Source organism: Dactylosporangium sp. NPDC049140 (genome assembly GCF_040648435.1).
Genome location: NZ_JBEZDS010000002.1, coordinates 429,378 through 450,614, shown reverse-complemented (window position 1 = coordinate 450,614; position 21,237 = coordinate 429,378). Strand labels below are relative to the sequence as shown.

Annotated in this window: 18 protein-coding genes; 8 read left to right on the top strand and 10 right to left on the bottom strand. The window is 72.5% G+C overall.

Features of this window, described 5'->3' with window-relative positions; all coding sequences use genetic code 11:
* Positions 1–119: 119 nt before the first annotated feature.
* Both AB0B76_RS05740 and AB0B76_RS05735 read right to left on the bottom strand, forming a co-directional pair.
* A complete protein-coding gene (locus AB0B76_RS05740; RefSeq protein WP_360369861.1) occupies positions 120–2,171 on the bottom strand; it encodes a M3 family metallopeptidase in 2,052 nt (683 codons plus the stop codon).
* Between the two features lie 22 nt (positions 2,172–2,193).
* Positions 2,194–3,387 carry a citrate synthase gene (locus AB0B76_RS05735; protein ID WP_360369858.1) on the bottom strand — a complete coding sequence of 398 codons (1,194 nt, stop codon included), beginning with the start codon at positions 3,385–3,387 and terminating at the stop codon, positions 2,194–2,196.
* Positions 3,388–3,465: 78 nt separating this feature from the next.
* Here AB0B76_RS05735 and AB0B76_RS05730 point away from each other — a divergent pair, with 78 nt between their 5' ends.
* Positions 3,466–4,689, top strand: coding sequence for a hypothetical protein (locus tag AB0B76_RS05730; RefSeq protein ID WP_360369855.1), 1,224 nt, complete (start codon positions 3,466–3,468; stop codon positions 4,687–4,689).
* Positions 4,690–4,702: 13 nt separating this feature from the next.
* On the opposite strand, the gene AB0B76_RS05725 is transcribed toward AB0B76_RS05730, so the two are convergent.
* Positions 4,703–4,900, bottom strand: coding sequence for a hypothetical protein (locus AB0B76_RS05725; protein ID WP_360369852.1), 198 nt, complete (start codon positions 4,898–4,900; stop codon positions 4,703–4,705).
* 135 nt (positions 4,901–5,035) lie between these two features.
* Between AB0B76_RS05725 and AB0B76_RS05720 the strand changes: the two genes are divergently transcribed.
* The 4 genes from AB0B76_RS05720 to AB0B76_RS05705 all read left to right on the top strand — a co-directional run bounded on the left by AB0B76_RS05720 (position 5,036) and on the right by AB0B76_RS05705 (position 8,397).
* Positions 5,036–5,182, top strand: a complete 147-nt coding sequence (locus AB0B76_RS05720; RefSeq protein WP_360369850.1) for a hypothetical protein — start codon at positions 5,036–5,038, stop codon at positions 5,180–5,182.
* Entirely contained in the window at positions 5,170–6,351 is a 1,182-nt protein-coding gene (locus AB0B76_RS05715; RefSeq protein WP_360369847.1) for a histidine kinase, read from the top strand. Before AB0B76_RS05720 ends, AB0B76_RS05715 begins: the two co-directional genes overlap by 13 nt.
* Positions 6,348–7,013, top strand: coding sequence for a response regulator transcription factor (locus AB0B76_RS05710; RefSeq protein ID WP_360369844.1), 666 nt, complete (start codon positions 6,348–6,350; stop codon positions 7,011–7,013). Before AB0B76_RS05715 ends, AB0B76_RS05710 begins: the two co-directional genes overlap by 4 nt.
* A gap of 178 nt (positions 7,014–7,191) precedes the next feature.
* Positions 7,192–8,397: a glycosyltransferase gene (locus AB0B76_RS05705; RefSeq protein ID WP_360369841.1), complete on the top strand. Its 1,206-nt coding sequence runs from the start codon at positions 7,192–7,194 to the stop codon at positions 8,395–8,397.
* A 125-nt stretch (positions 8,398–8,522) separates the two neighbouring features.
* Here AB0B76_RS05705 and AB0B76_RS05700 read toward each other — a convergent pair whose 3' ends face one another.
* Together AB0B76_RS05700 and AB0B76_RS05695 are read right to left on the bottom strand one after the other, a co-directional pair.
* A complete protein-coding gene (locus AB0B76_RS05700) occupies positions 8,523–8,954 on the bottom strand; it encodes a hypothetical protein (RefSeq protein ID WP_360369839.1) in 432 nt (143 codons plus the stop codon).
* 48 nt (positions 8,955–9,002) lie between these two features.
* On the bottom strand, positions 9,003–9,734 hold the full coding sequence (locus tag AB0B76_RS05695) for an SDR family oxidoreductase (RefSeq protein ID WP_360369836.1): 732 nt from the start codon (positions 9,732–9,734) through the stop codon (positions 9,003–9,005).
* 311 nt (positions 9,735–10,045) lie between these two features.
* Between AB0B76_RS05695 and AB0B76_RS05690 the strand changes: the two genes are divergently transcribed.
* The gene (locus AB0B76_RS05690; RefSeq protein WP_360370243.1) at positions 10,046–11,392 is read left to right on the top strand and encodes a DUF1996 domain-containing protein; all 1,347 of its coding nucleotides are present in this window, start codon (positions 10,046–10,048) and stop codon (positions 11,390–11,392) included.
* A gap of 111 nt (positions 11,393–11,503) precedes the next feature.
* Here the strand turns inward: AB0B76_RS05690 and AB0B76_RS05685 are convergent, their stop codons facing one another.
* The 3 genes from AB0B76_RS05685 to AB0B76_RS05675 all read right to left on the bottom strand — a co-directional run bounded on the left by AB0B76_RS05685 (position 11,504) and on the right by AB0B76_RS05675 (position 16,975).
* Positions 11,504–12,835, bottom strand: coding sequence for an SPFH domain-containing protein (locus tag AB0B76_RS05685; protein WP_360369833.1), 1,332 nt, complete (start codon positions 12,833–12,835; stop codon positions 11,504–11,506).
* A gap of 76 nt (positions 12,836–12,911) precedes the next feature.
* Complete coding sequence (locus tag AB0B76_RS05680) at positions 12,912–15,533, bottom strand: Hsp70 family protein (RefSeq protein WP_360369830.1); 2,622 nt, start codon at positions 15,531–15,533, stop codon at positions 12,912–12,914.
* A gap of 395 nt (positions 15,534–15,928) precedes the next feature.
* On the bottom strand, positions 15,929–16,975 hold the full coding sequence (locus AB0B76_RS05675; RefSeq protein WP_360369827.1) for a hypothetical protein: 1,047 nt from the start codon (positions 16,973–16,975) through the stop codon (positions 15,929–15,931).
* A 241-nt stretch (positions 16,976–17,216) separates the two neighbouring features.
* Between AB0B76_RS05675 and AB0B76_RS05670 the strand changes: the two genes are divergently transcribed.
* Both AB0B76_RS05670 and AB0B76_RS05665 read left to right on the top strand, forming a co-directional pair.
* A complete protein-coding gene (locus tag AB0B76_RS05670; RefSeq protein WP_360369824.1) occupies positions 17,217–17,630 on the top strand; it encodes a hypothetical protein in 414 nt (137 codons plus the stop codon).
* 161 nt (positions 17,631–17,791) lie between these two features.
* Positions 17,792–19,378 carry a cellulose binding domain-containing protein gene (locus AB0B76_RS05665; RefSeq protein WP_360369822.1) on the top strand — a complete coding sequence of 529 codons (1,587 nt, stop codon included), beginning with the start codon at positions 17,792–17,794 and terminating at the stop codon, positions 19,376–19,378.
* A gap of 215 nt (positions 19,379–19,593) precedes the next feature.
* On the opposite strand, the gene AB0B76_RS05660 is transcribed toward AB0B76_RS05665, so the two are convergent.
* Together AB0B76_RS05660 and AB0B76_RS05655 are read right to left on the bottom strand one after the other, a co-directional pair.
* Positions 19,594–19,986, bottom strand: a complete 393-nt coding sequence (locus AB0B76_RS05660) for a VOC family protein (RefSeq protein WP_360369819.1) — start codon at positions 19,984–19,986, stop codon at positions 19,594–19,596.
* A 431-nt stretch (positions 19,987–20,417) separates the two neighbouring features.
* Positions 20,418–21,044 carry a DUF899 family protein gene (locus AB0B76_RS05655; protein ID WP_360369816.1) on the bottom strand — a complete coding sequence of 209 codons (627 nt, stop codon included), beginning with the start codon at positions 21,042–21,044 and terminating at the stop codon, positions 20,418–20,420.
* Positions 21,045–21,237: the final 193 nt, after the last annotated feature.

The window sequence follows — 21,237 nt, the reverse complement described above, 5'->3', positions numbered from 1 at the left end:
CGGCCGCGCGCCTGCGCCGGGGGGTGGCGCCACGCACCGCGACAGCTTACGAACGTGGCGCCCGTACCGAAAGGCGGGATCCACCGCCTTATGAAAAACCTAAGGAAGACTAAGGAACTTTACTCAGCGTCACCGAGTAGCCCACGGCGCCTGAGCAGCGGTTCGATCAGTGGGTCGCGGCCCCGGAACGCGCGGTACACGTCCATCGAGTCGGCGCTGCCGCCCTTGGCCAGCAGGCCGTCGCGGAACGCGTCGCCGCTGTCGCGGAGCAGGCCGCCGCGCTCGGTGAGCCAGTCGACGGTGTCGGCGTCGAGGACCTCGCTCCAGATGTACGAGTAGTAGCCGGCGCTGTACGCCGCCCCGCTGAAGATGTGGGCGAAGTACGGCGTGCGGTAGCGCGGCGGCACGAACGGCGTGGCCACGCCGGCCCGCTCCAGCGCCTCGGCCTCGAAGGCCACGACGTCGGTGACCGCCTCGGCGCGCTCGGCGTCCAGCGTGTGCCAGGCCAGGTCGAGCAGGGTCGCGGCGAGGTACTCCACCGTCGCGTACCCCTTGTTGAACCGCTCGGCCGCGTCGAGCCGGTCCACGACCTCCTGTGGGAGGCGGGCGCCGGTCTCGTGGTGGCGGGCGTAGTTCTCGAGCACCTCCGGCCAGAACATCCACACCTCGTTGACCTGGGAGGGGTACTCGACGAAGTCCCGCGGCACGCGCGTGCCGGCGAACTTCGGGTACTGCACCGAGGAGAACAGCGTGTGCAGCGCGTGCCCGAACTCGTGGAACAGGGTGCGGACCTCGTCGAGGGTGAGCAGCGTCGGCTCGCCGTCGGGCGCGCGGTTCACGTTGAGGTTGTTGCACACGACCGGGGACGTGCCGAACAGCCGCGCCTGCGGCACCAGCGCGTTGGCCCAGGCGCCGCCGCGCTTGGACGCGCGGGTGAAGAAGTCGCCGATGTAGAGCCCGAGCGGGCTCCCGTCATGGTCGAAGACCTCGAAGACGCGGGCGTCGGGATGGTACGCGTGCAGGTCCGGCCGTTCGGTGAAGCGCAGCCCGTACAGCTTCTCCGCGGCGAAGAAGACGCCGTCGTGCAGGACACGCTCCAGCTCGAAGTACGGCCGCAGCTCGCTCCCGTCGATGGCGTAGCGGTCGCGGCGCAGGCGCTCGGTGTAGTAGGACCAGTCCCAGGGCCGCAGCGTGAACTCGTCGCCGATGACGGCCTGCAGGTCGTCGGCCTCGGCGGCGGCGTTGGCCATCGCCGCCGGGACGAGCTTGGCGAGCATCTCCTCGACCGCGGCGACCGAGCGGGCGGTGTTGTCGGAGATGGTGTACGCGGCGTGGTGCTCGTAGCCCAGCAGCCGGGCCCGCTCGGCCCGCAGCCGCACGATGCGCAGCACCAGGCCGGTGGTGTCGTTGTCGCCGCCGGCCCCGCGGCCGATGGAGGCGTTGTGCAGCCGCTCGCGCAGGGCCCGGTCGTGCAGGGCGGCCAGCGGCGGCTGCGACGTGGGCAGGACCAGGTTGAGCGCGTACTGCCCGTCGAGGCCCCGGTCCTTGCCGGCGACCGCCGCGGCGGCCACGGCGTCGGCGGAGAGCCCGTCCAGGGCCGCCTCGTCCTCGACGATCACGGCGCGGGCCTTCATCTCGTCGCGCACCAGGTTGCCGAACTCGGTCGCCAGCCCGGCCAGCTCGGCGTTGATCTCGCGCAGCCGCTCGTGCTGCCCGGGCGACAGCTCGGCGCCGGCCCGCACGAAGTCGGTGCGGTAGCGCTCCAGCAGCCAGGCACCCTCGGCGTCGAGGCCGAGCTCGCCGCGGCGGTCGTAGAGATCCTTGATGCGGGTGTACAGCCCGGCGTCGAGCATGATGGCGTCGCTGTGGGCCGACAGCCGCGGTACCACCTCGGCCTCGATCTCCTGGAGCCGGTCCGACGTGTGCGAGCTCGTCAGGGTGAAGAACGCGGCGGAGGCGCGCTGCAGGGTCCGCCCCGAGCGCTCCAGGGCCACCAGGGTGTTGTCGAACGTCGGCGGGGCCGGGTCGGCGACGATGGCGGCGACCTCGGCGCGCTGCTCCTCCATGCCGCGCTCGAAGGCCGGCAGGTAGTGCTCGACCTCGATGCGGTCGAACGGCGGCAGCTGGTAGGGCAGGTCGCTCGGCACGAAGAACGGATTGTCCGTGGTCACCAACCGACTGTAGCGTCGTCGGCTACTCCAGCGGGCCCGTGTAGGCGGCGCGGAGGCGCAGCCGCGTCGGCTTCGCGTACTCCTCCATCGCGTGGGCGAGCCAGCCGGCCGTGCGCGCGACGCCGAAGATCGCCTCGCCGGCCCCGCGGGGCATGCCGGCCAGGTGGGTGAGCAGCCCGAGCGGGAAGTCGATGTTCATGGCGGGCAGCGCGCGCCGCCGCGCCTCGTCCAGCACCGCGTCGGCGACCGCGAGCCGCGGGTGGCCGGGTACCGCCTGGCGTACCCGCTCCAGCAGCGCGTCCCCGCGCCCGTCGCCGGCCCGGTACACCATGTGCCCGAACCCGGCGATGCGCTCGCCGCGCCGCAGCCGCTCCCCCATCGCCTGCGCGGCCCGCCCCGGCTCGCCGACCTCGGCCAGCAGTGACTCGACCCCGAGCGAAGCCCCGCCGTGCAGGGCCCCGCTGGTGGTGCCGAGCCCGGTGGTGACCACGGCGTACGGGTCCGCGCGGACCGAGGCGGCGACGCGGGCGGCGAGCGTGGACGCGGCGAGCTCGTGGTCGGCGAGCAGGACGAGCGCGAACCGCAGCACGTCGGCGAGGCGCTCCCCGGCCCCGGCACCCGACAGCTTGCGCCACAGCCGCGCGTGCAGCCCCCGGTCCCGGCCGTCCGGCGAAGCCTCGGACGGCAAGGCGTCGACCATGCCGGCCATGAGCCCCTTGCCGGTCTGCGCGACGGCGGCCGGTTCGAGGTTGTACCGCACCGGATCGGCGACGGCGAGCGCGGTGACGATGACCTGGAGCCGCTCGAGCGGCAGCACGTCGGGCGAAAGGCCGCGCTGGGCCTCCCGGGCGGCGGCGAGCGCGTCGGGCGCCGTCTCCCAGACCTCCGGCGCCCCCGCCTCCGCGCCCGTCCACAGCCAGGTCGCGGTCTGCTCGAGCCGCCAGGTGGCGGCGAGCCCGACCGCGTCCCGCCCGCGGTAGTAGTGCCGGTCCGCGCCGAGCATCGTGACGGCCGACTCGATGACGAGCTCGGTGGTGCCGGCCTGGCGCCGCGGTCGCCCGCGCCCGGCCAGCTCCTCGATCTCGGCGCGGTTGAAGACGCTGCGGCCGTCGGCCTTGCGCCGGGTCAGCGTGCCCCGGCTGACGTACGCGTAGAGCGTCGCCGCCTTGACCCCCAGCCGGAGCGCCGCCTGCTCGGCACTCATCCACTCGCTCATGCCACGGACCTCCGCTTCGCTAGATGTTGATTTTAGTCAACGTTGACACAAATCAGGTACGACAGTCAACCTGAGGGCATGCCTCAAATCCACTTCCTCGACGTCACCAACCGCGACGGGGTACAGACGGCCCGGACCGGGCTGTCCAAGTTCGGCAAGACGATGGTGAACTTCTACCTGGGCCGGCTCGGCGTCGCGCAGTCCGAGATCGGGTTCCCGTTCCTGTTCCACGAGGTGCCGTACGTCCGCGCCCAGACCGCCCTCGAGCGCGCCGGCGCGTTCGGGTCGCTGCGGCTGTCGGGCTGGTGCCGCGCGGTCGCCGCCGACGTGGAGCGCTCCGCGGGGCTCGGGCTGCGGCATTACAACCTGTCCATCTCCACGTCCGACCAGATGCTGCAGAACAAGTTCCGCGGCCGGCTCGACCGCGACGCGCTGATCCGGGAGATGACGGCGGCCGTGCGCGCGGCCAAGTCCGCCGGCGCCGAGACGGTCGGGGTCAACGCCGAGGACGGCTCCCGCACCGACGAGGGCTTCCTCACCGAGTTCGGGCTGGCCGCGCGGGAGGCCGGGGCGGACCGGCTGCGGTACTGCGACACGATCGGCGGCGACACCCCCGCCCGCATCGGCGAGCGCTTCGCCAAGCTGGCCGCGGCCGTCGGCCGGCCGATCGAGACGCACTGCCACAACGATCTGGGGATGGCCGTGGCCAACTCACTCGCGGGCGCGTTCGGCGACCTGGCCGCCGGGCAGGACGCCTGGATCAACACGTGCGTCAACGGCATCGGCGAACGCTCCGGCAACGCCGACCTGATCTCGTGCATCCTGGCCCTGCGCCACGGCTTCGGCGTGCCGGACGGCGCGGAGATCGGCGACGCCCTCGACCTGACGTGGGCGCGGCGGTTCGCGGCCTGGGCCGCGTACGCGTTCGGCCAGCCGCTGCCGAACAACCAGCCCGGTGTCGGCCCGAACGCCTTCGCGCACGAGTCCGGCATCCACGCCGACGGGGCGCTGAAGGACCACCGCAACTACGAGCTCTACGACGAAGAACTGCTCGGCCCGTACCCGGCCGACCGGCACGCGCGCGCCGGGCGGATCGTGCTCACCGGCGAGTACGGCGGGCTGGCCGGCTACCGGCACGTGCTGGAGGACCTCGGCGTCGAGGTGACCGACGAGGCCAGGACGTTCAAGCTCGTCCAGCTGGTCAACGCGTCGACGGGACGCCCGCTGACCGACGACGAGCTCCGGCTGATCGCCGCGTACCCGGACGAGCTGGCGCTGCTCTACCCCGGCTACCTGGACTGAGCGGCCGCGCCGCTCAGAGCATCGCGTGCTCGACGATCCAGTCGAGGCGCAGCGTCTCCTCGTGGCTGAACTCCAGCTCCACGATGCCGGTGTAGCGGCGGGTCACCTGCAGCGGCGTGAACCGGTGCACCGCGCACTCCATCCACACCGGGATGCGCGAGGCCGGGTTCGCCAGGATGACGTGCTTGCCGCAGCGGAGTGGGTTCGCCATGCCGGCCAAGCTATCCGCGGGCCGTTCGCCCACCCACCCGGACACCCGGGACCGGGGCATACACCAAATGGTGTACGCCCCGGTGTCACCGCCGGCAGGACGACCGCGACCGCGCTGGTCCCTAGCGTCGGCGGCATGAACAAGATGAACCAGGGCCTGGTCATCGGCCTGGCCTCCGCACTCATCGGGGTGCTCTCCACGCTCGGCCCGCCCACCGCCGCGCGGGCGGGGAGCGGGCTCACCGTCATCGGACGTGCGACGGTGGTCCAATGCAACCGCTGACCCGGGCCACCACCGGCGCGTTCGGCGCGATCACCGTGCTCGGCGTGCTCAGCGCGACCGCGGCGGCCGGGGCCCCGCTCGCCGACCCGGGGCCGATCAGCCTCGCCGGGGCGCTCTTCGGCCTGTTGTTCCTGCAGCGGCGGTACCCCCTCAGCGCGCTCGCCCTCGCGGCCGCGACCATCGCGGCGCTGCGCATCTCGCACCTGACCGACGCGGGCTGGCTCTGGCCGGCCACCCTCCTCTACGTGCAGGCGGCGCTCGCCCGGCGTACGACCGCGGTGGTCGCGGCCGTCGTGCTGCACGCGCTGATCGCGTTCAACCTCGACTGGACCGTGCTCGGGCACACCGCCCGCGCGGCCATGTCGGGCGTCGCGACCGACGCGTTGTGGGTGTCCGCGGCGATCGGCTTCACGGTGTCGTACCGCAACTGGCGCAACCTGCAGGCCGAGTCTCTGCAGCGGCTGCGAACCGAGCTCGACGAGCAGCGCACCGCCGAGCGGCTGCGGCTGGCCCAGGAGGTGCACGACGCGGTGGCGCACACGCTCGTCGTGGTCGGCGTGCACGTCAACGTCGCCGCGGACGCGCTCGACTCCGACCCCGACGAGGCCCGCGCGGCCCTGCGCCTCGCCCAGGACATCCGCCGCCGCGCGATGGCCGACCTGTCCGCGCTCGTGGGCGTCCTGCGCACCACCGGCGGCGACGGCGTCGCCCCGCCCGTGGCCCCGCCGGCGCTCGAGGACCTCGTCGCGAGCGTCCGCGCGGCCGGGCTGGACGCGGCCCTGCACGTCGACGGCGACGAGGATCAGGTGCCGTTGCCGGTACGGCTGGTCGCGGCCGCCGTCGTCCGGGAGGCCCTCACGAACGTGGTCAAGCACGCGGGGGCCCGCCACGCGACGGTCCGGGTCCACTATGGACCTTCCACCGAGGTCACCGTGGCCGACGACGGGGCGGGCGCGGGCGCGGGGCGGACCGGGCACGGGCTGCGGGGACTCGCCGAGCGGGTCGCGGCGCTCGGGGGCTCGTTCAGCGCGGGGTCGCCGCCCGGCGACTCCTTCGGCGCGGGGTCGCCGCCCGGCGACTCGTCCGGCGCGGGCGCGCCGCCCGGCGACTCGTTCAGCGCGGGGGCGGGCGACGGAGGCTTCGTGGTACACGCGAAAATTCCGGCATGACCGTGCGCGTCGTGCTCGCCGATGACCAGGCCCTCGTCCGGGCCGGGTTCGGCAGCCTGCTGCGGCGCAGCCGGGACATCGACGTCGTGGCCGAGGCGGGCACCGGGGACGAGGCGGTGCGCGCCGCGCGGGCGCATCGGCCCGACGTCGTGCTCATGGACATCCGGATGCCCGGGCTGGACGGGATCGCCGCGACCCGGCTCATCTGCGGCGATCCCGCGCTGGCGGGGACGCGAGTGGTGGTGCTGACGACGTTCGAGACCGACGAGTACGTCTTCGCCGCCCTGCGCGCGGGGGCGAGCGGGTTCCTGACCAAGGAGGTCGAGCCGGACGACCTGCGCCGGGCGGTGCGCGTGGTGGCGGCGGGCGACGCGCTGCTGTCGCCGAGCGTGACGGCCCGGGTGGTGACCGAGTTCGCGCGGCGGCCGCTCGGGGGCGGCGGGCGGCGGCTGGACTTCCTCACCGCGCGGGAGGCCGAGGTGGTCCGGCTGGTCGCGAGTGGACTGTCCAATGAGGAGATCGCGCGGGCGCTGTACATCAGCCCGCTCACCGCCAAGACCCACGTCACCCGGGCGATCGCGAAGGCCGGGGTGCGCGACCGGGTGCAGCTGGTGATCCTGGCGTACGAGTCCGGCCTGGTGAGCGTGCCGGGCCCGGAGTGATCGCCGCGACTTGTCCGGACAAAAATGGACATGATAGTGGCGGTTCGGATGACCCAGCGGCGCCGTTCGGACGACTCACCGTATCGAGGGACGACGTCGGCCAATCCGTGACTTCCCGGAAACGCACAGTTCACTGGTTCAGCCTGACAGGACGGCCACGACGGGTGATGATTTGCCCGTGACTAGCCAACTCCGCGTGATGTCGATCTATGAGGGCTTCTTCTCCGGGGGTGCCCGGGCCCTGCACACCACGGTCGTGGCCGGGCTGCACACCGGTGGGAGCCACCACCATTCGGTGCTGAGCATCTACGCGGCAATGCGCCGCGAGACGCTCCTGCAGCGCATGGAGGAGGACGCCAGCTACCGCTCGCTGAGCGCGATCGGCGTCGAGGTCCGCTCGCTGGGCCGCCGGATCGGGGGCGAAACCGCGGCCCGCAAGACGTTCAGCCCGTCGGAGGTCGCGACCGCGATCGCGCACGCGGAGCGCGCCGACATCATCCTGTCGCTCAAGGAACAGCCGCTGCGGCTGGTGAACCGGCCGGGCTTCCCGCACCGCCCGGTGATCGTCTGCCTGCATCGCTCCGACCCGGAGAACCAGGGCAGTGCGCTGACGGAGTTCAAGACCGCTGTCGCGGACGGCCGGGTCGCCGCCGCGATCTGCTGCGCGGAGTCGACGCGCTCGGCGTACGAGGCGGCGGGCATCCCCGCGGGGCTGCTCAAGGTGATCCCGAACGGCGTGGACCTCTCCCGCTTCCAGCCGGTGCCGGCCCGGCGTCGGGCCGCGCTGCGCCGCGCGCTCGGCGTGCCGGCCAAGGCCGAGGTGGTCACCCTCGCGGCCCGCTACGACCCGATGAAGAACATCCCGCTGTTCCTGGCCTCCGCGCGCCGCTACCTCGAGCGCGAGCCCAACGGCCACGTCCTGCTGTGCGGGGCGGGCATGACCACGGCCAACGCCGAGCTGTGCGGGCTGCTCAACGACCTCTTCGACGACGAGCCGCGGTTCCTGGCCCGCGTGCACCTGCTGGGCATCCGCCGCGACATGGAGGCCGTGTACGCGGCCAGCGACGTCGTGGCCCTCACGTCCACCAGCGGCGAGGCGGCCCCGCTGTGCCTGATCGAGGGCGCGATGTGCGGCGCCGTACCGGTCTCGACCGACATCGGCGACACCGCGATCATCGTCGCCGGCCACGGCCTGATCACGGCGGCGGAGCCGGACGCGATCGCGGCGGGCTGGTCGGAGGCGGTCGACCGCCGCGCGGAGTTCACCCCGAGGCTGCTGGGCAGCCGGGAGCGGTTCAGCCACACGCGGATGATCGCCTCGTACGCGACAGTGATCGACGCGGCCTACCACGACCTGGGCCTGCGCGTGCCCCAGCGCCTCTGACGGTCGCCGCCGCTGCTACCACCGCCGCAGGGCGGGCCCCACCAGGGCCGGCACGGCCAGGTACGCCGGAACCCAGCAGGCCCGCGACGATCAGCCCCCACCAGCCCGAGCCGGGCGGCGCGCGGTCAGCCAGGCCGCGCCGCCGGCGAGCGCCAGGGCCGCGAGGGCCGCAGGCCGTGCGTGAACAGCCCACCGACCGGCAGCCCGGTCGCGTGCCGGATCCACAGCAGCGCGACGGGCCAGGTCAGCGCGGCCCCGACGGCGAAGCCGACGGACACGCCGAGCGGCCCGGCCACCGCCCCCACGACCATGCACAGAATCAGCAGCGCGGGCGTACGGTGCGCAGCGGGGCGCCGGCCCACGGGACCGCTGGTGAGGGCGTGCGCGCGGGCGGCGTGCACCCGCAGCCGCCCAGCCGCGGCGGTGGATGGCCAGGTCGAGGGCGTGGCGGCCGCCACCGCGCTCGGTAGCGTCGCGCTCGCGCTGCGCCCGGCCGCGCGGTGGAGCACGATGGCCCTGGGCGCGGCCGCGATCGGCCTGGGCGGGGTGTACCTCACGTCGCGGTCCCGCTGCTGCTCGCGTTCGCCGTCACCCAGGCCGCCTGCTCAAGCGGCCCAGCCGCCGTCGGCGCTGATCGACGCGCCCGTCACGTAGCCGGCGTCGTCGCCCGCCAGGAACGCCACCACCGAGGCGATCTCGGCCGCGTCCGCGTACCGGCCGAGCGCGGTCAGCCCGGCCATCGCCGCCGCGTTCGGCTGGGAGGCCGGGTTGGCGTCGGTGTCGGTGGGGCCGGGATGCACGAGGTTCACCGTGATCCCGCGGGGGCCGAGCTCGCGCGCCAGGCCCTTCGTCAGGCCGGCGAGGGCGGTCTTGCTCAGGGCGTACACCGTGAGTCCGGGAAAAGGCACTCGTTCGGCCACGTTGTTGCCGATGTTCACGATCCGGCCGCCGGCGCTGAGATGCCGGGCCGCCGCCCGCGCGGCCGCGTAGGGGCCGCGCACGTTTACCGCCAGGGTCCGGTCGAGGTCGTCGATGCCCTCCGCGCCGGGCAGGAAGATCGCCGCGTTGTTGACCAGGATGTCCAGGCGCCCGAGCAGCTCGGCAGCCTCGTCGACGGCGCCCGCGACCGCCGCCGCGTCCGCGCTGTCGGCCTGGAGGGTAAGCGCTCTCCGACCCCGCTCCTTGATCTCGCACGCGACCGCGGCCGCCGGGGCCGCCCCGCTCTGGTACGTAATCGCCACATCCGCGCCGCGGGCCGCGAGCTCCCGCGCGATCGCCGCCCCGATCCCCCGCGATCCCCCGGTGACCAGCGCGACCTTGCCATGCAGTTCGTTCATGCCGTTCAGCATGGCTGCCGCCGCACCCGCGGTCTGGCGGTGATCGGACGCGGCGTTGCGAGTGGAGAGCGCTCTCCCTGACTGTCTTAAATTCCGCTCATCTTCGTCCTATTTGCACGGTTACAAGGCATCCGGCACGGCCAACGTATTGACGGGTCGCCGCAGCGGGCGCAACATGGGAGAGCGCTCTCCGAGCGCGCACCCAGCCGGTCCGCCACCGGCGCCCCACACCCCTGGGAGCTGCATTGAGAACCAGACGCCTCAGAAGAATCGGGATCCCCATCGGGGTCACCACCGCCGTGGTGGCGTCGATGGTCGTCGGCGCCTTTCAGCTGACGTCCGCCGACGCGGCCACCGCCACCCTGCTGTCACAGAACCGGCCCGCGCTCGCCTCGTCGACGGAGCTCGGCGAGTCCCCGGCCGCGGCCGCCTTCGACGGCAGCAACACCACCCGCTGGAGCAGCCAGTGGAGCGACCCGCAGTGGCTGCGGGTCGACCTCGGCTCCACCGCCACGATCTCCCAGGTCGTGCTGCAGTGGGAGGCCGCCTACGCCAAGGCCTACCAGATCCAGACCTCGGCCGACGGCAACGCCTGGACCAGCATCTACAGCACCACCACGAGCAACGGCGGCACCGAGACCCTGAACGTCACCGGCTCCGGCCGCTACGTGCGCATGTACGGCACGCAGCGCGGCACCGGCTACGGCTACTCGCTGTACGAGTTCAAGGTCTACGGCACCTCGGGCACCACCCCGCCGGCGTCGGACGGCCCCGGGTACGTCATGGCCAACCCGCCGGTCACGGGCGTGGTCCCGTCGACGGCCACCCCGCCGGCCACCAACCCGCCGACGACCCACCACGAGTTCCAGGCCAACTGCTCGGTGAGCCGCAGCAACCTGCCGGACGACCCGATCGTGTTCTACGGCCTGCCGGGCGCGTCGCACTCGCACACGTTCATGGGCAACACCACCACCAACGCGAACACGACGCTCGCCTCGCTGCAGGCCGGCGGCACCGCCTGCATCACGCCGGGCGACAAGACCGCGTACTGGATGCCGACGCTGCTCAACGGCGACCAGGCCGTGCAGCCGGTCGGCCGCCAGGTCATCTACTACAAGAGCGGGGTCCTCGACTACCGCAGCGTCCGCCCGTTCCCGGCCGGCCTGCGCTACGTCGTCGGCAGCCCGGCCTCGACGCTCGACGAGTTCAAGAACCACCCCGGCCACGTCGAGGGCTTCGAGTGCGGCGACATCACCAACCAGTGGGACATCCCCGCCAACTGCGTCGCCGGCAGCCAGCTCAACGTCCGGTTCCAGGCCCCCAGCTGCTGGGACGGCCTGCACCTGGACACGCCGGACCACAAGTCGCACATGGCGTACCCGGTCGTGGGCGTCTGCCCGCAGGACCACCCGGTCGCCGTGCCGATGATCGAGTTCAAGATGGCCTGGCCGGTCAGCGGCAACATGGCAAACGTGCACTTCTCCAGCGGCCGCGGGTACTCGTTCCACTACGACGTCTACAACGCGTGGGACGCCCCGACCCTGAAGGCCCTCTCGGACCACTGCATCAACGGTGGCCTGCAGTGCGACCCGCGCGGCTTCGACCAGTACAAGCCGGACCGCGGCGCGGCGCTGAACGAGAACTACGTTCTGCCGTAACGGTTTTTCCGAGGGCCCGCCCGGTTTTCCCGGGCGGGCCTTCGCCTTACCCGTTGCAATCCAGCGCCGTCAGCGCAGTCGAGATCATCCGCTGCCGCAGGGCCCCGGAGCTCAGGGCTGCCGCAGGGCGTTGACGACCGCCGTGAGCTCCGCGACGACGCTCGCGATCGACGTGCCGTCGTTGCCGCCTATCGTCACCGAGCGCAGCTCCGCGGGCTTGGGCAGCTTCGCCACGATCTCCGGCAGGCGGTCGATCAGCTGCGCCTGCACGCTCTCCGGCGAGCGTACGTTGGCGATCTCCGCCCGCTGCCGCTCCCGCTCGACGTCCAGCAGCGCGCGCTCGTGCGCGTCGCGGGCCCGGGCCGCGCCCAGGGCCAGCTCCGCCTCCGCGCCCAGCCGCGTCAGCTCCGCCTCGCGCTCGATGCGCAGGCGCCCGATCTCGGCCTCCTCGGCGGCGAGCTCGCGCTCCAGCGTCAAGGCGTGCCGGTTCGTCGCGTCCTGCAGGTCGGCGAGCGCGCGGGCGTCCTCCTGCTCGCGCTGGGAGCGGCGCAGGGCCTCGCTCGCCTCGCGGTCGAACTCGTGGGCCGCGCTCTGCGCCCGCAGGTCGGCGAGGTCGCGGTCGCTGGCGATGCGCTGCGTCTCGCGCTGGCGCTGGGCCGTCAGTTCGCGCTCGGCGACGGCCTCCTCGGCCGCGAGCTCGGCCAGGCGGGCGATGCGGCCCTGCTCGCTGCGGTACGGCTTCTGCAGGTTCTCCCACAGCCGCGGCGAGCTGACCACCGCCTCCTTGATCTGCACCGTGACGATCCGCAGCCCGAGCCCGTCGTCGGCGCCCGAGCCCTCCGCGACCGCGCGCAGCCGCGCCGTGAGCTCCTCGATGATCGGTTGCTTGTCGCTCAGTACATCGGCAACGCCCAGGGTTGAGACCTTGTCCTTGATCGCCGCCTCGGCCTGCTCCTTGAGCTGCAGGTTGACCAGTCGCATGGGGTCCTCGGCGTCGCCGAAGTCGAGCCGGCGGTACGCGGTCGCGAAGTCCTGAATGATCCACTGCACATAAGCCTGCACCAGTACGCCCTGAAGCTCGCGGCAGATGCAGTACGCGTTGATCAGGATGGTCTGCATGGCGCCCGGCACCACCAGGTACGAGTCGGTCGCCGGGTTGTACCGGAACGACACCCCGAGCCCGACGTGCAGCGGCTCGGCCCGGCCGCGGCGCGTGTGCACGACGAACGCGTTCGGCGGGACGAGTACCGTCTTCCAGCGCCCGAACCCGGTCACCCGCACCTCGACGGCGTTGGGTGTGGGCTGCCGCCCGCCCTCGGCGCGCGCCCGTTCCGGCGGTGGCGGCGGCCCGCCCGCGGGCGCGGCGCGCTTCGAGCGCAGGTCGGACTCCAGCCGCTCCTGCTGCCTGACGACCTGGTCGAGGTACGTGTTGGTGTTCGACATCCGCCGCTCCTCAAGGGGTGTCCGCAGTGGACGGTGCGGCCTCAGTCTGCCAACCGCGTACAACCCTTTCGTTCGGTCAGGTCGACGTCGGCCGGGGGCCGGTCGTCGTCGGAGCGGGGTGGCTGGACGGCGTCACGGGCTCCGAGCCGACGGTCAGCGTCACGGTGCCGTTCTTGGCCACGCGGTTGTTCGCCTTGGGGTCCTGCGCGAGCACGTGGTCGACCTGGTCCGGGTCGTCCGTCGGCCGCTTCGTGATCTTGAAGGTGCCGGTGAAACCCTTGTCCCGGAACTGCTCCTTGGCGTACTCGACGTACTGGCCGCTGACGTCCGGGGCGGTGATCGTCTCGGTCTTGGTGGCCGTGGTCGCCGGGGCGTGGGTGGTCTCGGTCGGCTCGGTACCGGTGCCGGTCGGATCCGCCGATCCCGCGTTGCCCGCACCGGCGTTGCCCGGGTTCGCCGACGTTCCGGCGCCCGGGGACTGGCTGTTGGCCGAGGGCTTGTCCTTGCCGAGCTGCACCAGGTACACGGTGGTGCCCGCCCCGGCCACGGCGAGCAGCGCGATGACGACGAGCAGCGCGTTGAGCCAGTTGCGCCCGCCCTTGCGCGGGGGCGCCGGGGGCCGGTCGTCGTACACGGGCACGACCCGGCTGGACGGCCCGGGCGACACGGGCGCGCCGGCCATGGCGGGCGGCGGCGGCAGGTACCGCGGCACGGCCGGCATCGGCACGGGCACGGGCGGCTGGAACGGCGGCGGCTGGTTCGGCGGGGGCTGGTTCGGCGGGGGCTGGACGGTGGGGTACGCGCCCGTCTGGTACACGCGACCGCGCGGCACTCCGGAGACCGGTGCGCCGGACACGGGTGGTCCGGAGGCCGGCACTCCCGACACGGGCGGGGCCGAGTACGGCATTCCGGATACGGGGGGCGCGGAGACGGGGGCGCCGTACCCGGCCGGCGGGCCCGAGGCTGGCGGCGCATACGACGTTGGGATGTAGCCGGCGGGCGGGGCCGAGGTCGAGGCGGCGGGTGGCGTGGTGAATCCGGCCGCGGCGGGCGAGCCCTGATCCGGCCACATGATGCCCGGATCCGTTCCTGCTTGATCCGCGGGCGGTGCTTGCATCGGCTGGGCCTGGGCCGCTTGCGGGCTCTGGGCCGCTTGCGGACTCTGGGCAGCGGCCGGACCCGCGGCGGCACCGGCTCCGGCGAGCGCGCCTGCCCCGGCGCCAGCTCCAGCGGCACCGCCGGCCAGCCCAGCGCCAGCTCCGGCTACGCCTGTGGCTCCAGCTCCAGCTCCAGCTCCAGCTCCAGCTCCAGCTCCAGCTCCAGCTCCGGCTCCGGCTCCGGCTCCGGCTCCGGCTCCGGCCAGCGAAGCGGCTCCGCCGAATGGGGATGAACCGGCCATCGGGGGCGACATCGACGGCGCCGGGGACGACGGGCCGGCGGCCATCGAGGCGTACGGGGCGGCCGCCGCGGCCGCGGCCGGCCACAGTGGCGAGCCCTCCCCCGTCCCGTCGGCGGGCGGCGCCGACAACGACAGCAGGCACCCCTCCGCCACGACGATCTCGGGCTGCTCGGTGATGGTGGGGGCCACGTTCAGGGCCCGGTGCAGCATGGTCGCCACGAGCGGGATGCGGCTGCCACCGCCGACGAGCAGCACGCCGGCCACGTCCCCGGGCGCGATGCCGGCCTGGCGGATGAGCGCGGCCGTGGTGAACACGGTGCGCTCCAGCAGCGGCTTCGCGGCCGCCTCGAACTCCTCGCGGGTCAGCTGCGAGTCGACGTTGAGCGGGGCCGGCATCTGCAGTACCACCGCGGGCGCGCGCGAGAGCATCTCCTTGGCGACGCGGGCGTCGTGCCAGAGCATCCGCCGGTGGCGCAGCGACTCGGGGTCCTGCGCGTCGGCGAGGCGGGTCCAGAGCTCGGGGTCGCCCGGCGAGTACCGCTCCGCGAGCCACCGCACAATCGTCGCGTCGATATCGAGCCCGCCGACATCGGTGAGCCCGTCCACGGCAACCGCCTCGAACCCGGCGGCCCGGCGCACCACGACGCTGGCATCGAACGTGCCGGCGCCGAGGTCGTACACGACCAGCGCCTTCCCGTCCGGCACCTGCTGCCCGAGCACCGCCGTGAACGCGTGCGCGGCCGCGACCGGCTCGGGCACGAGCAGCGCGGGCACCCCGCCACCGCCACCACCCTGCGCGCCGCCGCCCTGTCCGCCCTGGCCGCCGCTGTTGCCCGGGCCGCCGCTACCACCGAGCCCGGCCCGGCGCGCGGCCTCGGCCAGTACCGCCCGCCGCTGCGTCCCCCACCCGGCCGGGTGTGCGATCGCCACGGCGAAGTCATCGGACCCGGCGACGCGCTTGGCCTCGGTGAACACGTACCGCAGTACCGCCGCGAAAAGATCGACGACGGCAACCTCACGCTCGCCGAGGAGGATGGTCGGCTCGTCGATGTGCTGCTTAGGATTGGGCTCCAGCCCCGCGGGGTCGAACCGCGCGTGGTGCAGCGCGTCGCCCCCGACCACGAGATCGCCTCCGGGCACGGCCGATCCCGCGCCCGGCTTGGTCGGGGCAAAGACGGCGGACGGGAACAACGGGTTGGCATCGAACAACAGCGGCCTGACCCGGCCGTCCGGCCAGCGCATCAGGGCTACCGTGTTCGAGGTACCGAAGTCGATCCCGAGCCCGTAGGCCGGTGACATGCCCTAATCGTAGTTCGCCGGAACGCTCCCCTACGATCACGTTTCGGACGGTGACGGTCGCAGTTCGGACAGCTTCGATACGCCGCAGGAGGGCCACCGCCCCTTACATCACGTTTCGCACAGTTCCCGAGCCCGACGCCCCGCCGCCGACAGTCGTCCCGCCACGCGCAGGCTCTGAGGTCACCGCCCAGACGGCAACGGTCGCGCGGTTCCCGCACTGCGCCGGCTCCCACGCCACCCCTCAGACGCAGCTTGCGCACGTTCGCGCAGTTCCCACGGCACCGCTCAGACGGCGACTGGTCGCACGTTTCGCACACTGCGCCGACCCCCATGCCACCGCTCAGACGGCGACTCACGCACGTTCGCGCAGTCCATACGTTGCGGGGACTCCCAGATCACCGCTCAGACGACAACGGCCGAAGCTCGGACAACTCCCGGTACGCCGCGAGCGTCGCCGCCGTCCGCTCCCCCACCTCCGCGAACGGATCGGCGAGCAGCGTCGCCCCCGGCATGTCACCCGCGAGCAGCACCCGAGCCCGGGCCGTGGCAACCTCACGCCGCTCATGCGCGTCCAGCGAAGCAGCGAGCCGCCCGAGCGCCGCGGTCCGCGCCGCGAGCTGCGCACCGAGTTCCCGGAGCCGATCCTCGGCCGCCTCGATGCGCTCGTCGAGCTCATCGCGCAGATCCCCACCGCCGAGCACCCAACGACCGGCGCGCACCTCGCCCGCGCCGGAATCATCACGGCTCGCCCGCAGCTCCCGCGCGCCGGAGACATCGCGGCCAGCGTCCAGCTCGCCCCGCAACGCCCCCGCGTCGGCGTTGTCCCGACTCACGTACAGCTCACCCCGCGGCGCCCCCGCGCCAGCGTCCTCACGAATCGCGCCTGGCTCCCGCGCGCCGTCCCGACTCGGGTACAGCTCGCCCCGCAGCGCCCCCGCGCCGTCCCGGCTCGCATACAGCTCGCCCCACGACTCCCGCCCGCCGGAATCGTCACGGCGCGCACGCAGCTCGCCGCGCGGATTCCCCGCCCCGAGGTCCTTGCGCGTGGCGCGCAGCTCGTCGAGGTTCGCGCGCAGCCGGACCCGGGCCGCAATGAGACGCGCCAAGTTGTACCGGGTGATGTCCAGCGTCGGCCCGATGTCCGCAGGCTCGGCCATCGCCCCGAGCACGGGCCACCGCAGCCGCACCTCCCGCAGCGCCGCCTCGGCCGCCTGCCACTCCGGGAGCGCGGAGCCCTCGATGCGGACCCCGCCCTGGCCGTACCGCATGCACGCCCCGACCACCAGCAGCAGCACCGCGGCCGCGAAGAGCCCCACGGCCACCCCGGCCGGAAGCAGCGCGAGCCCGAGCGGCGGGAGCAGCCACGGCCACCGCGGCACGGCGCGGCGCGGATCACGGACGATGCAGACCCCCGACCGCTGCCGCTGCTCGTGCCGTCCCATCGGCACATCATGCCGCACGCGGCCCGTCCGCACATCGAAGCCTCACACTGTGCCACCCGACGCATCACCCGATCCGGACGATCCCGGCACCGCACGCCTAACGGTCCGCCACGCGCACCGACACGCCGTCAAGCCACCATGCACGACCGACACCGCGCATCAACGCCGCCAATGCACAAACGATCCCGACACAGCACGCCCCACGGTCCGCCACGCGCACCGACACGCCAACACGCGGGGCATGCCGGCACGCACAACCAACTCGCGCATCAACGTCGGCAAGAGCACCCGCCGCTCGCTGCCGATCACCAACCGGCTCGGCGAGATGGTCGCGACGGGCTTGCGCGGTGCTCGCCACCGCGCAAACGATCGCAACGTCGCAAACTCGCGCGAACCGAACGACGAAACGCTTCGATCGCCCACCACGAACGACCGGTACCCGCGCATCATCGCGCAGACCGAACGCTCAACCGCCCCACCGCCGTCGACCGACGTCGAGTCCGCGTTCGAGATCCGCAGCGTCCAGCCGAAGCCCCAAGATTCCGGCGTAACGGATTTATGGCCTGCCAGGCGAAAAATCGGAAAGTCGCGGCGCGTAGCGCCCGACTTTCCGGGCCCACCACCGGGAGCCGGACCACCGGATAAGGGAGGGTGACTACACGCGGACCTGGCAGCGACGGCGCGCCAGCGCCGAGCGGTGTCTCGCGGGAGGAACGGTCCGCACCACCACGGACCCGAGCCATCGAAGCATTGACTTTTAGTTAAGTTTATTTATCGTTGTGCCTCAATAGGATTCTGTCTTGTCTGGAGGCAGCGATGACATCCCGACTCCGGATCGCCCTCGCGGCCGCGGCGGTCCTCGTGACCGCGGGCGGCATTGCGGCGATCACGACGCCGGCGCAGGCCGCCGGTTCCCTTACCGCGACGCTGAGTTACGACTCCGACTGGGGCAGCGGCTACCAGGCGAAGTACACGATCACGAACGGGACGGCCGCCACCGTCTCGGCTTGGAAGGTCGAGTTCGACCTGCCGTCCGGCTCGGCGCTGGGCAGCTACTGGGACGCGCTCATGAGCCAGAGCGGCACGCACGTGACCGCGAACAACCGGACGTACAACGGCACGGTCGCCCCCGGCGGGACGGCCAGCTTCGGGTTCCTCGTGTCCGGCTCGGGCAAGCCCGCGAACTGCAAGCTCAACGGCGCTTCCTGCGCCGGGGTTACAGACACGACCGCGCCGTCGGTACCGGGCACCCTCCGCGTCACCGCCACGACCTCGTCGAGCGTCAGCCTCGCCTGGAACGCTTCCACCGACAATGTGGGCGTCGCCGGCTATGACATCTACCAGGCCGGCGCGCTCGCGGCGTCGGTCACCGGCACCAGCGGTACCGTATCCGGCCTCTCCGCCTCGACCGCCTACACCTTCACGGTGAAGGCGCGCGACGCGGCCGGCAACGCCTCGGGCGCGAGCAACCAGGTGAGCGCGACCACCCAGGCCGGCGGCGGTGGTGGCGGCGGCGGTACGGGCACGACGCTCGCCGTGGCCCCGTACGTCGACATGGGCGCCTGGCCCACCCCGACGCTCACCGACATGGCGACGAGCGGCAACCTCAAGAACTTCACGCTCGCGTTCGTCAACAGCGCCGGGTGCAAGGCATCGTGGTTCAACGCGTACGACCCGCGCGCCGCCTGGGCCAAGGACCAGATCGACGCCGTCCGCGCCCGCGGCGGCGACGTGAAGATCTCGTTCGGCGGGGCCAGCGGCATCGAGCTCGCCCAGGCGTGCTCGACGCCGGCCCAGGTCGAGGCCGAGTACCAGGCGGTCGTGGACGCGTACGGCCTGAAGTACATCGACCTCGACATCGAGGGCGCCGCGGTCGCCGACCCGACGACGATCGCCCGCCGCTCGCAGGCCCTGGCACTGCTGCAGGCCGCCCGCCCGAGCGTGAAGATCTCGCTGACCCTGCCGGTACTGCCCGAGGGCCTCACCAGCGACGGCGTCAACGTGGTCCGTTCAGCCCGCGACGCCGGCGTCAACCTGGACCTCGTCAACGTGATGGCGATGGACTACCAGCGCAGCACCGGCGACTACGGCAACTTCGCGGTCCAGGCCGCGCAGTCCACCTTCACGCAACTGAAGGGTTTGTACCCGAGCAAGACCGACGCCCAGATCTGGCGCATGCTCGGCGTCACCCCGATGCTGGGCAAGAACGACGACGGCGGCACGTACGACCAGAACGACGCACGCCAGCTGGTCGCCTTCGCCCAGACGAACCACCTGGGCATGCTGGCGTTCTGGGAAGAGACCCGCGACAGAAACGCCTGCAACGGCGCGCTGTACATGTGCACGAACATCGCGCAGTCCCCGTACGAGTTCTCAAAGATCTTCGCGGCGTACACGGGCTGAGCTCCGTGTAGGTGCTGGGTGACCCGGATGCAGTACCCGGTCCGGGTCACCGCCCTGCAGGGCCCGCTTCCTGGGTGTACCCGGTCCGGGTCACCGCCCTGCAGGGCCCGCTTCCTGGGTGTACCCGGTCCGGGTCACCGCCCTGCAGGGCCCGCTCCCTGGGTGTACCCGGTCCGGGTCACCAGCCCCAGGGCTGCGCTGCTCAAGAGTTCCCGTCAGGTGTGGGTGATCCGAATGTAGTACCCGTCCGGATCACCCACCCGGAAGTCAGCCAGCCCCCACGGCCGCTCGCGCAGCTCCTCCACCACAACCTGCGCGTTCGCGCAGTGCTCGTACAGCAAGCGCAACTCCGCACGATCTCGCACCTCGAACACGATCTCCACCCCGAGCCCGCGCACGCGCCCGGCGAGCCGCTCCTGGCTGAACCCGGGCCCGTCGTCCCCGAGCGCGGGCAGCCCGGAGACGGGCCCGAGCCCGAGCACAACGTCCCCGCGGCGAACACTGACGTAGCCGGGACTCCGTCGCTCGACCACGAACCCGAGCGCCTCGACGTAGAACGCAACCGACGCGTCGAGATCGTCGACGAAAAGCTCCATACGCAGCCGCATCCGGCCATTGTCCATATGCGCACGTCCACATCCGCACGCCGCCGGTCGAACGCACACATCCGAAGACCGAGAGCCGCACGCGCACGACCGCACGTCCACATCGACGCGCATTCGGTCGTGCACGTCCACATGCGCACGTCCGCCTGCGCTGGGCACGTGCGCACGTGGCAGGCCGCTCGCTCACCGCCGCATGCCGCCCGCTCGCATTGGCGGGCGTTCGGTCGGGCATGTCCATGCGCACACCGCCGGCCGCGCGCCCACCGCCGCACGCACGCCGCACGCCGCGCGCCCGCCCGCCGCCGCACGCCTACGCGCGCTCGGTCGCGGACGTCCACCCGCCCAACCGAACGCTCACGTCCATGCGCGCTTCGACACGCACGTTCACTCGCGCACATTCGCACGCGTTCGGACGTTCCTGCCCGTCGGCTCGATCAGCCGTAGGTCGGGTGTTGGGGCCACCCGTCGGGCGAGTCCTCCCAGTCCTCCTGCCGGCCGTACGGGGTGAGGTCGAAGATGCTGTTCATGAACACGAGGCGGTCGACGCCGCGCTGGGTGGTGTTGTACGTGCGGTAGACCTCGTCACCGTCGCGCAGGAAAACGCTCAGCATGAACCCGCCGCCGGCGTCGCAGTCGTCCGCGAACGTCGTGCCGCGCGAGGAAACGAACGGAATCGTCCATCCGCGCTCGGCCTTGTACTGCTCGATCTGCGCCAGCGGCATATTGGACACATTCGACCAGCTCACGCCGCGCGCGGCGAGCGGAGCCAGAGCCGTCGGCGGGATGCCGTCCGTGAACCCTGTGCAGCCCGGGCAGAAGTGATCCGGTCCGTTGTCCATGAACTGGTACACCACGAGCTGGGACCGCCCATCGAACAGGTCGAGCAGCGTGCGCGGCCCGCTGGGACTGTCGAACGTGTACTCCCCGAACCGCACCATCGGCAGCCGCCGGCGCCGAGCGGCGATCGCGTCCAGCTGACGGGTCGCCTCCTTCTCGGCCTTCAGCAGCTCGTCGCGAGCCTCCCGGTACTCCTGCACCGAAACAATCCGTGGCTTCTCCATGCGCCCGATTCTGCCCGCCAGGAGGCCCGCTTGCGCGTTTACGCGCGCTCCGCCCATCGAGTTCGACGGGTGGCCGCCGCCTGCGCGCAGTCCAACCGCTCGATTCTGACCGCTCCCGCCGAACCGGCGCACATACGCACGTCCGCCGCGCCATTCCACGAACGCAAACGTGCAGCCGACCATGCAACCCCGA

What these genes read in the sequence shown, in the direction of transcription:
- AB0B76_RS05690 (WP_360370243.1), top strand. Translation starts at nt 10,046, where the DNA reads ATGGTCGTCGGCGCCTTTCAGCTGACGTCCGCCGACGCGGCCACCGCC.
- AB0B76_RS05655 (WP_360369816.1), bottom strand. Translation starts at nt 21,044, where the DNA reads ATGGAGAAGCCACGGATTGTTTCGGTGCAGGAGTACCGGGAGGCTCGC.
- AB0B76_RS05670 (WP_360369824.1), top strand. Translation starts at nt 17,217, where the DNA reads ATGCCGGCACGCACAACCAACTCGCGCATCAACGTCGGCAAGAGCACC.
- AB0B76_RS05710 (WP_360369844.1), top strand. Translation starts at nt 6,348, where the DNA reads ATGACCGTGCGCGTCGTGCTCGCCGATGACCAGGCCCTCGTCCGGGCC.
- AB0B76_RS05660 (WP_360369819.1), bottom strand. Translation starts at nt 19,986, where the DNA reads ATGCGGCTGCGTATGGAGCTTTTCGTCGACGATCTCGACGCGTCGGTT.
- AB0B76_RS05680 (WP_360369830.1), bottom strand. Translation starts at nt 15,533, where the DNA reads ATGTCACCGGCCTACGGGCTCGGGATCGACTTCGGTACCTCGAACACG.
- AB0B76_RS05730 (WP_360369855.1), top strand. Translation starts at nt 3,466, where the DNA reads ATGCCTCAAATCCACTTCCTCGACGTCACCAACCGCGACGGGGTACAG.
- AB0B76_RS05735 (WP_360369858.1), bottom strand. Translation starts at nt 3,387, where the DNA reads ATGAGCGAGTGGATGAGTGCCGAGCAGGCGGCGCTCCGGCTGGGGGTC.
- AB0B76_RS05720 (WP_360369850.1), top strand. Translation starts at nt 5,036, where the DNA reads ATGAACAAGATGAACCAGGGCCTGGTCATCGGCCTGGCCTCCGCACTC.
- AB0B76_RS05685 (WP_360369833.1), bottom strand. Translation starts at nt 12,835, where the DNA reads ATGTCGAACACCAACACGTACCTCGACCAGGTCGTCAGGCAGCAGGAG.
- AB0B76_RS05715 (WP_360369847.1), top strand. Translation starts at nt 5,170, where the DNA reads ATGCAACCGCTGACCCGGGCCACCACCGGCGCGTTCGGCGCGATCACC.
- AB0B76_RS05665 (WP_360369822.1), top strand. Translation starts at nt 17,792, where the DNA reads ATGACATCCCGACTCCGGATCGCCCTCGCGGCCGCGGCGGTCCTCGTG.
- AB0B76_RS05695 (WP_360369836.1), bottom strand. Translation starts at nt 9,734, where the DNA reads ATGAACGAACTGCATGGCAAGGTCGCGCTGGTCACCGGGGGATCGCGG.
- AB0B76_RS05725 (WP_360369852.1), bottom strand. Translation starts at nt 4,900, where the DNA reads ATGGCGAACCCACTCCGCTGCGGCAAGCACGTCATCCTGGCGAACCCG.
- AB0B76_RS05675 (WP_360369827.1), bottom strand. Translation starts at nt 16,975, where the DNA reads ATGGGACGGCACGAGCAGCGGCAGCGGTCGGGGGTCTGCATCGTCCGT.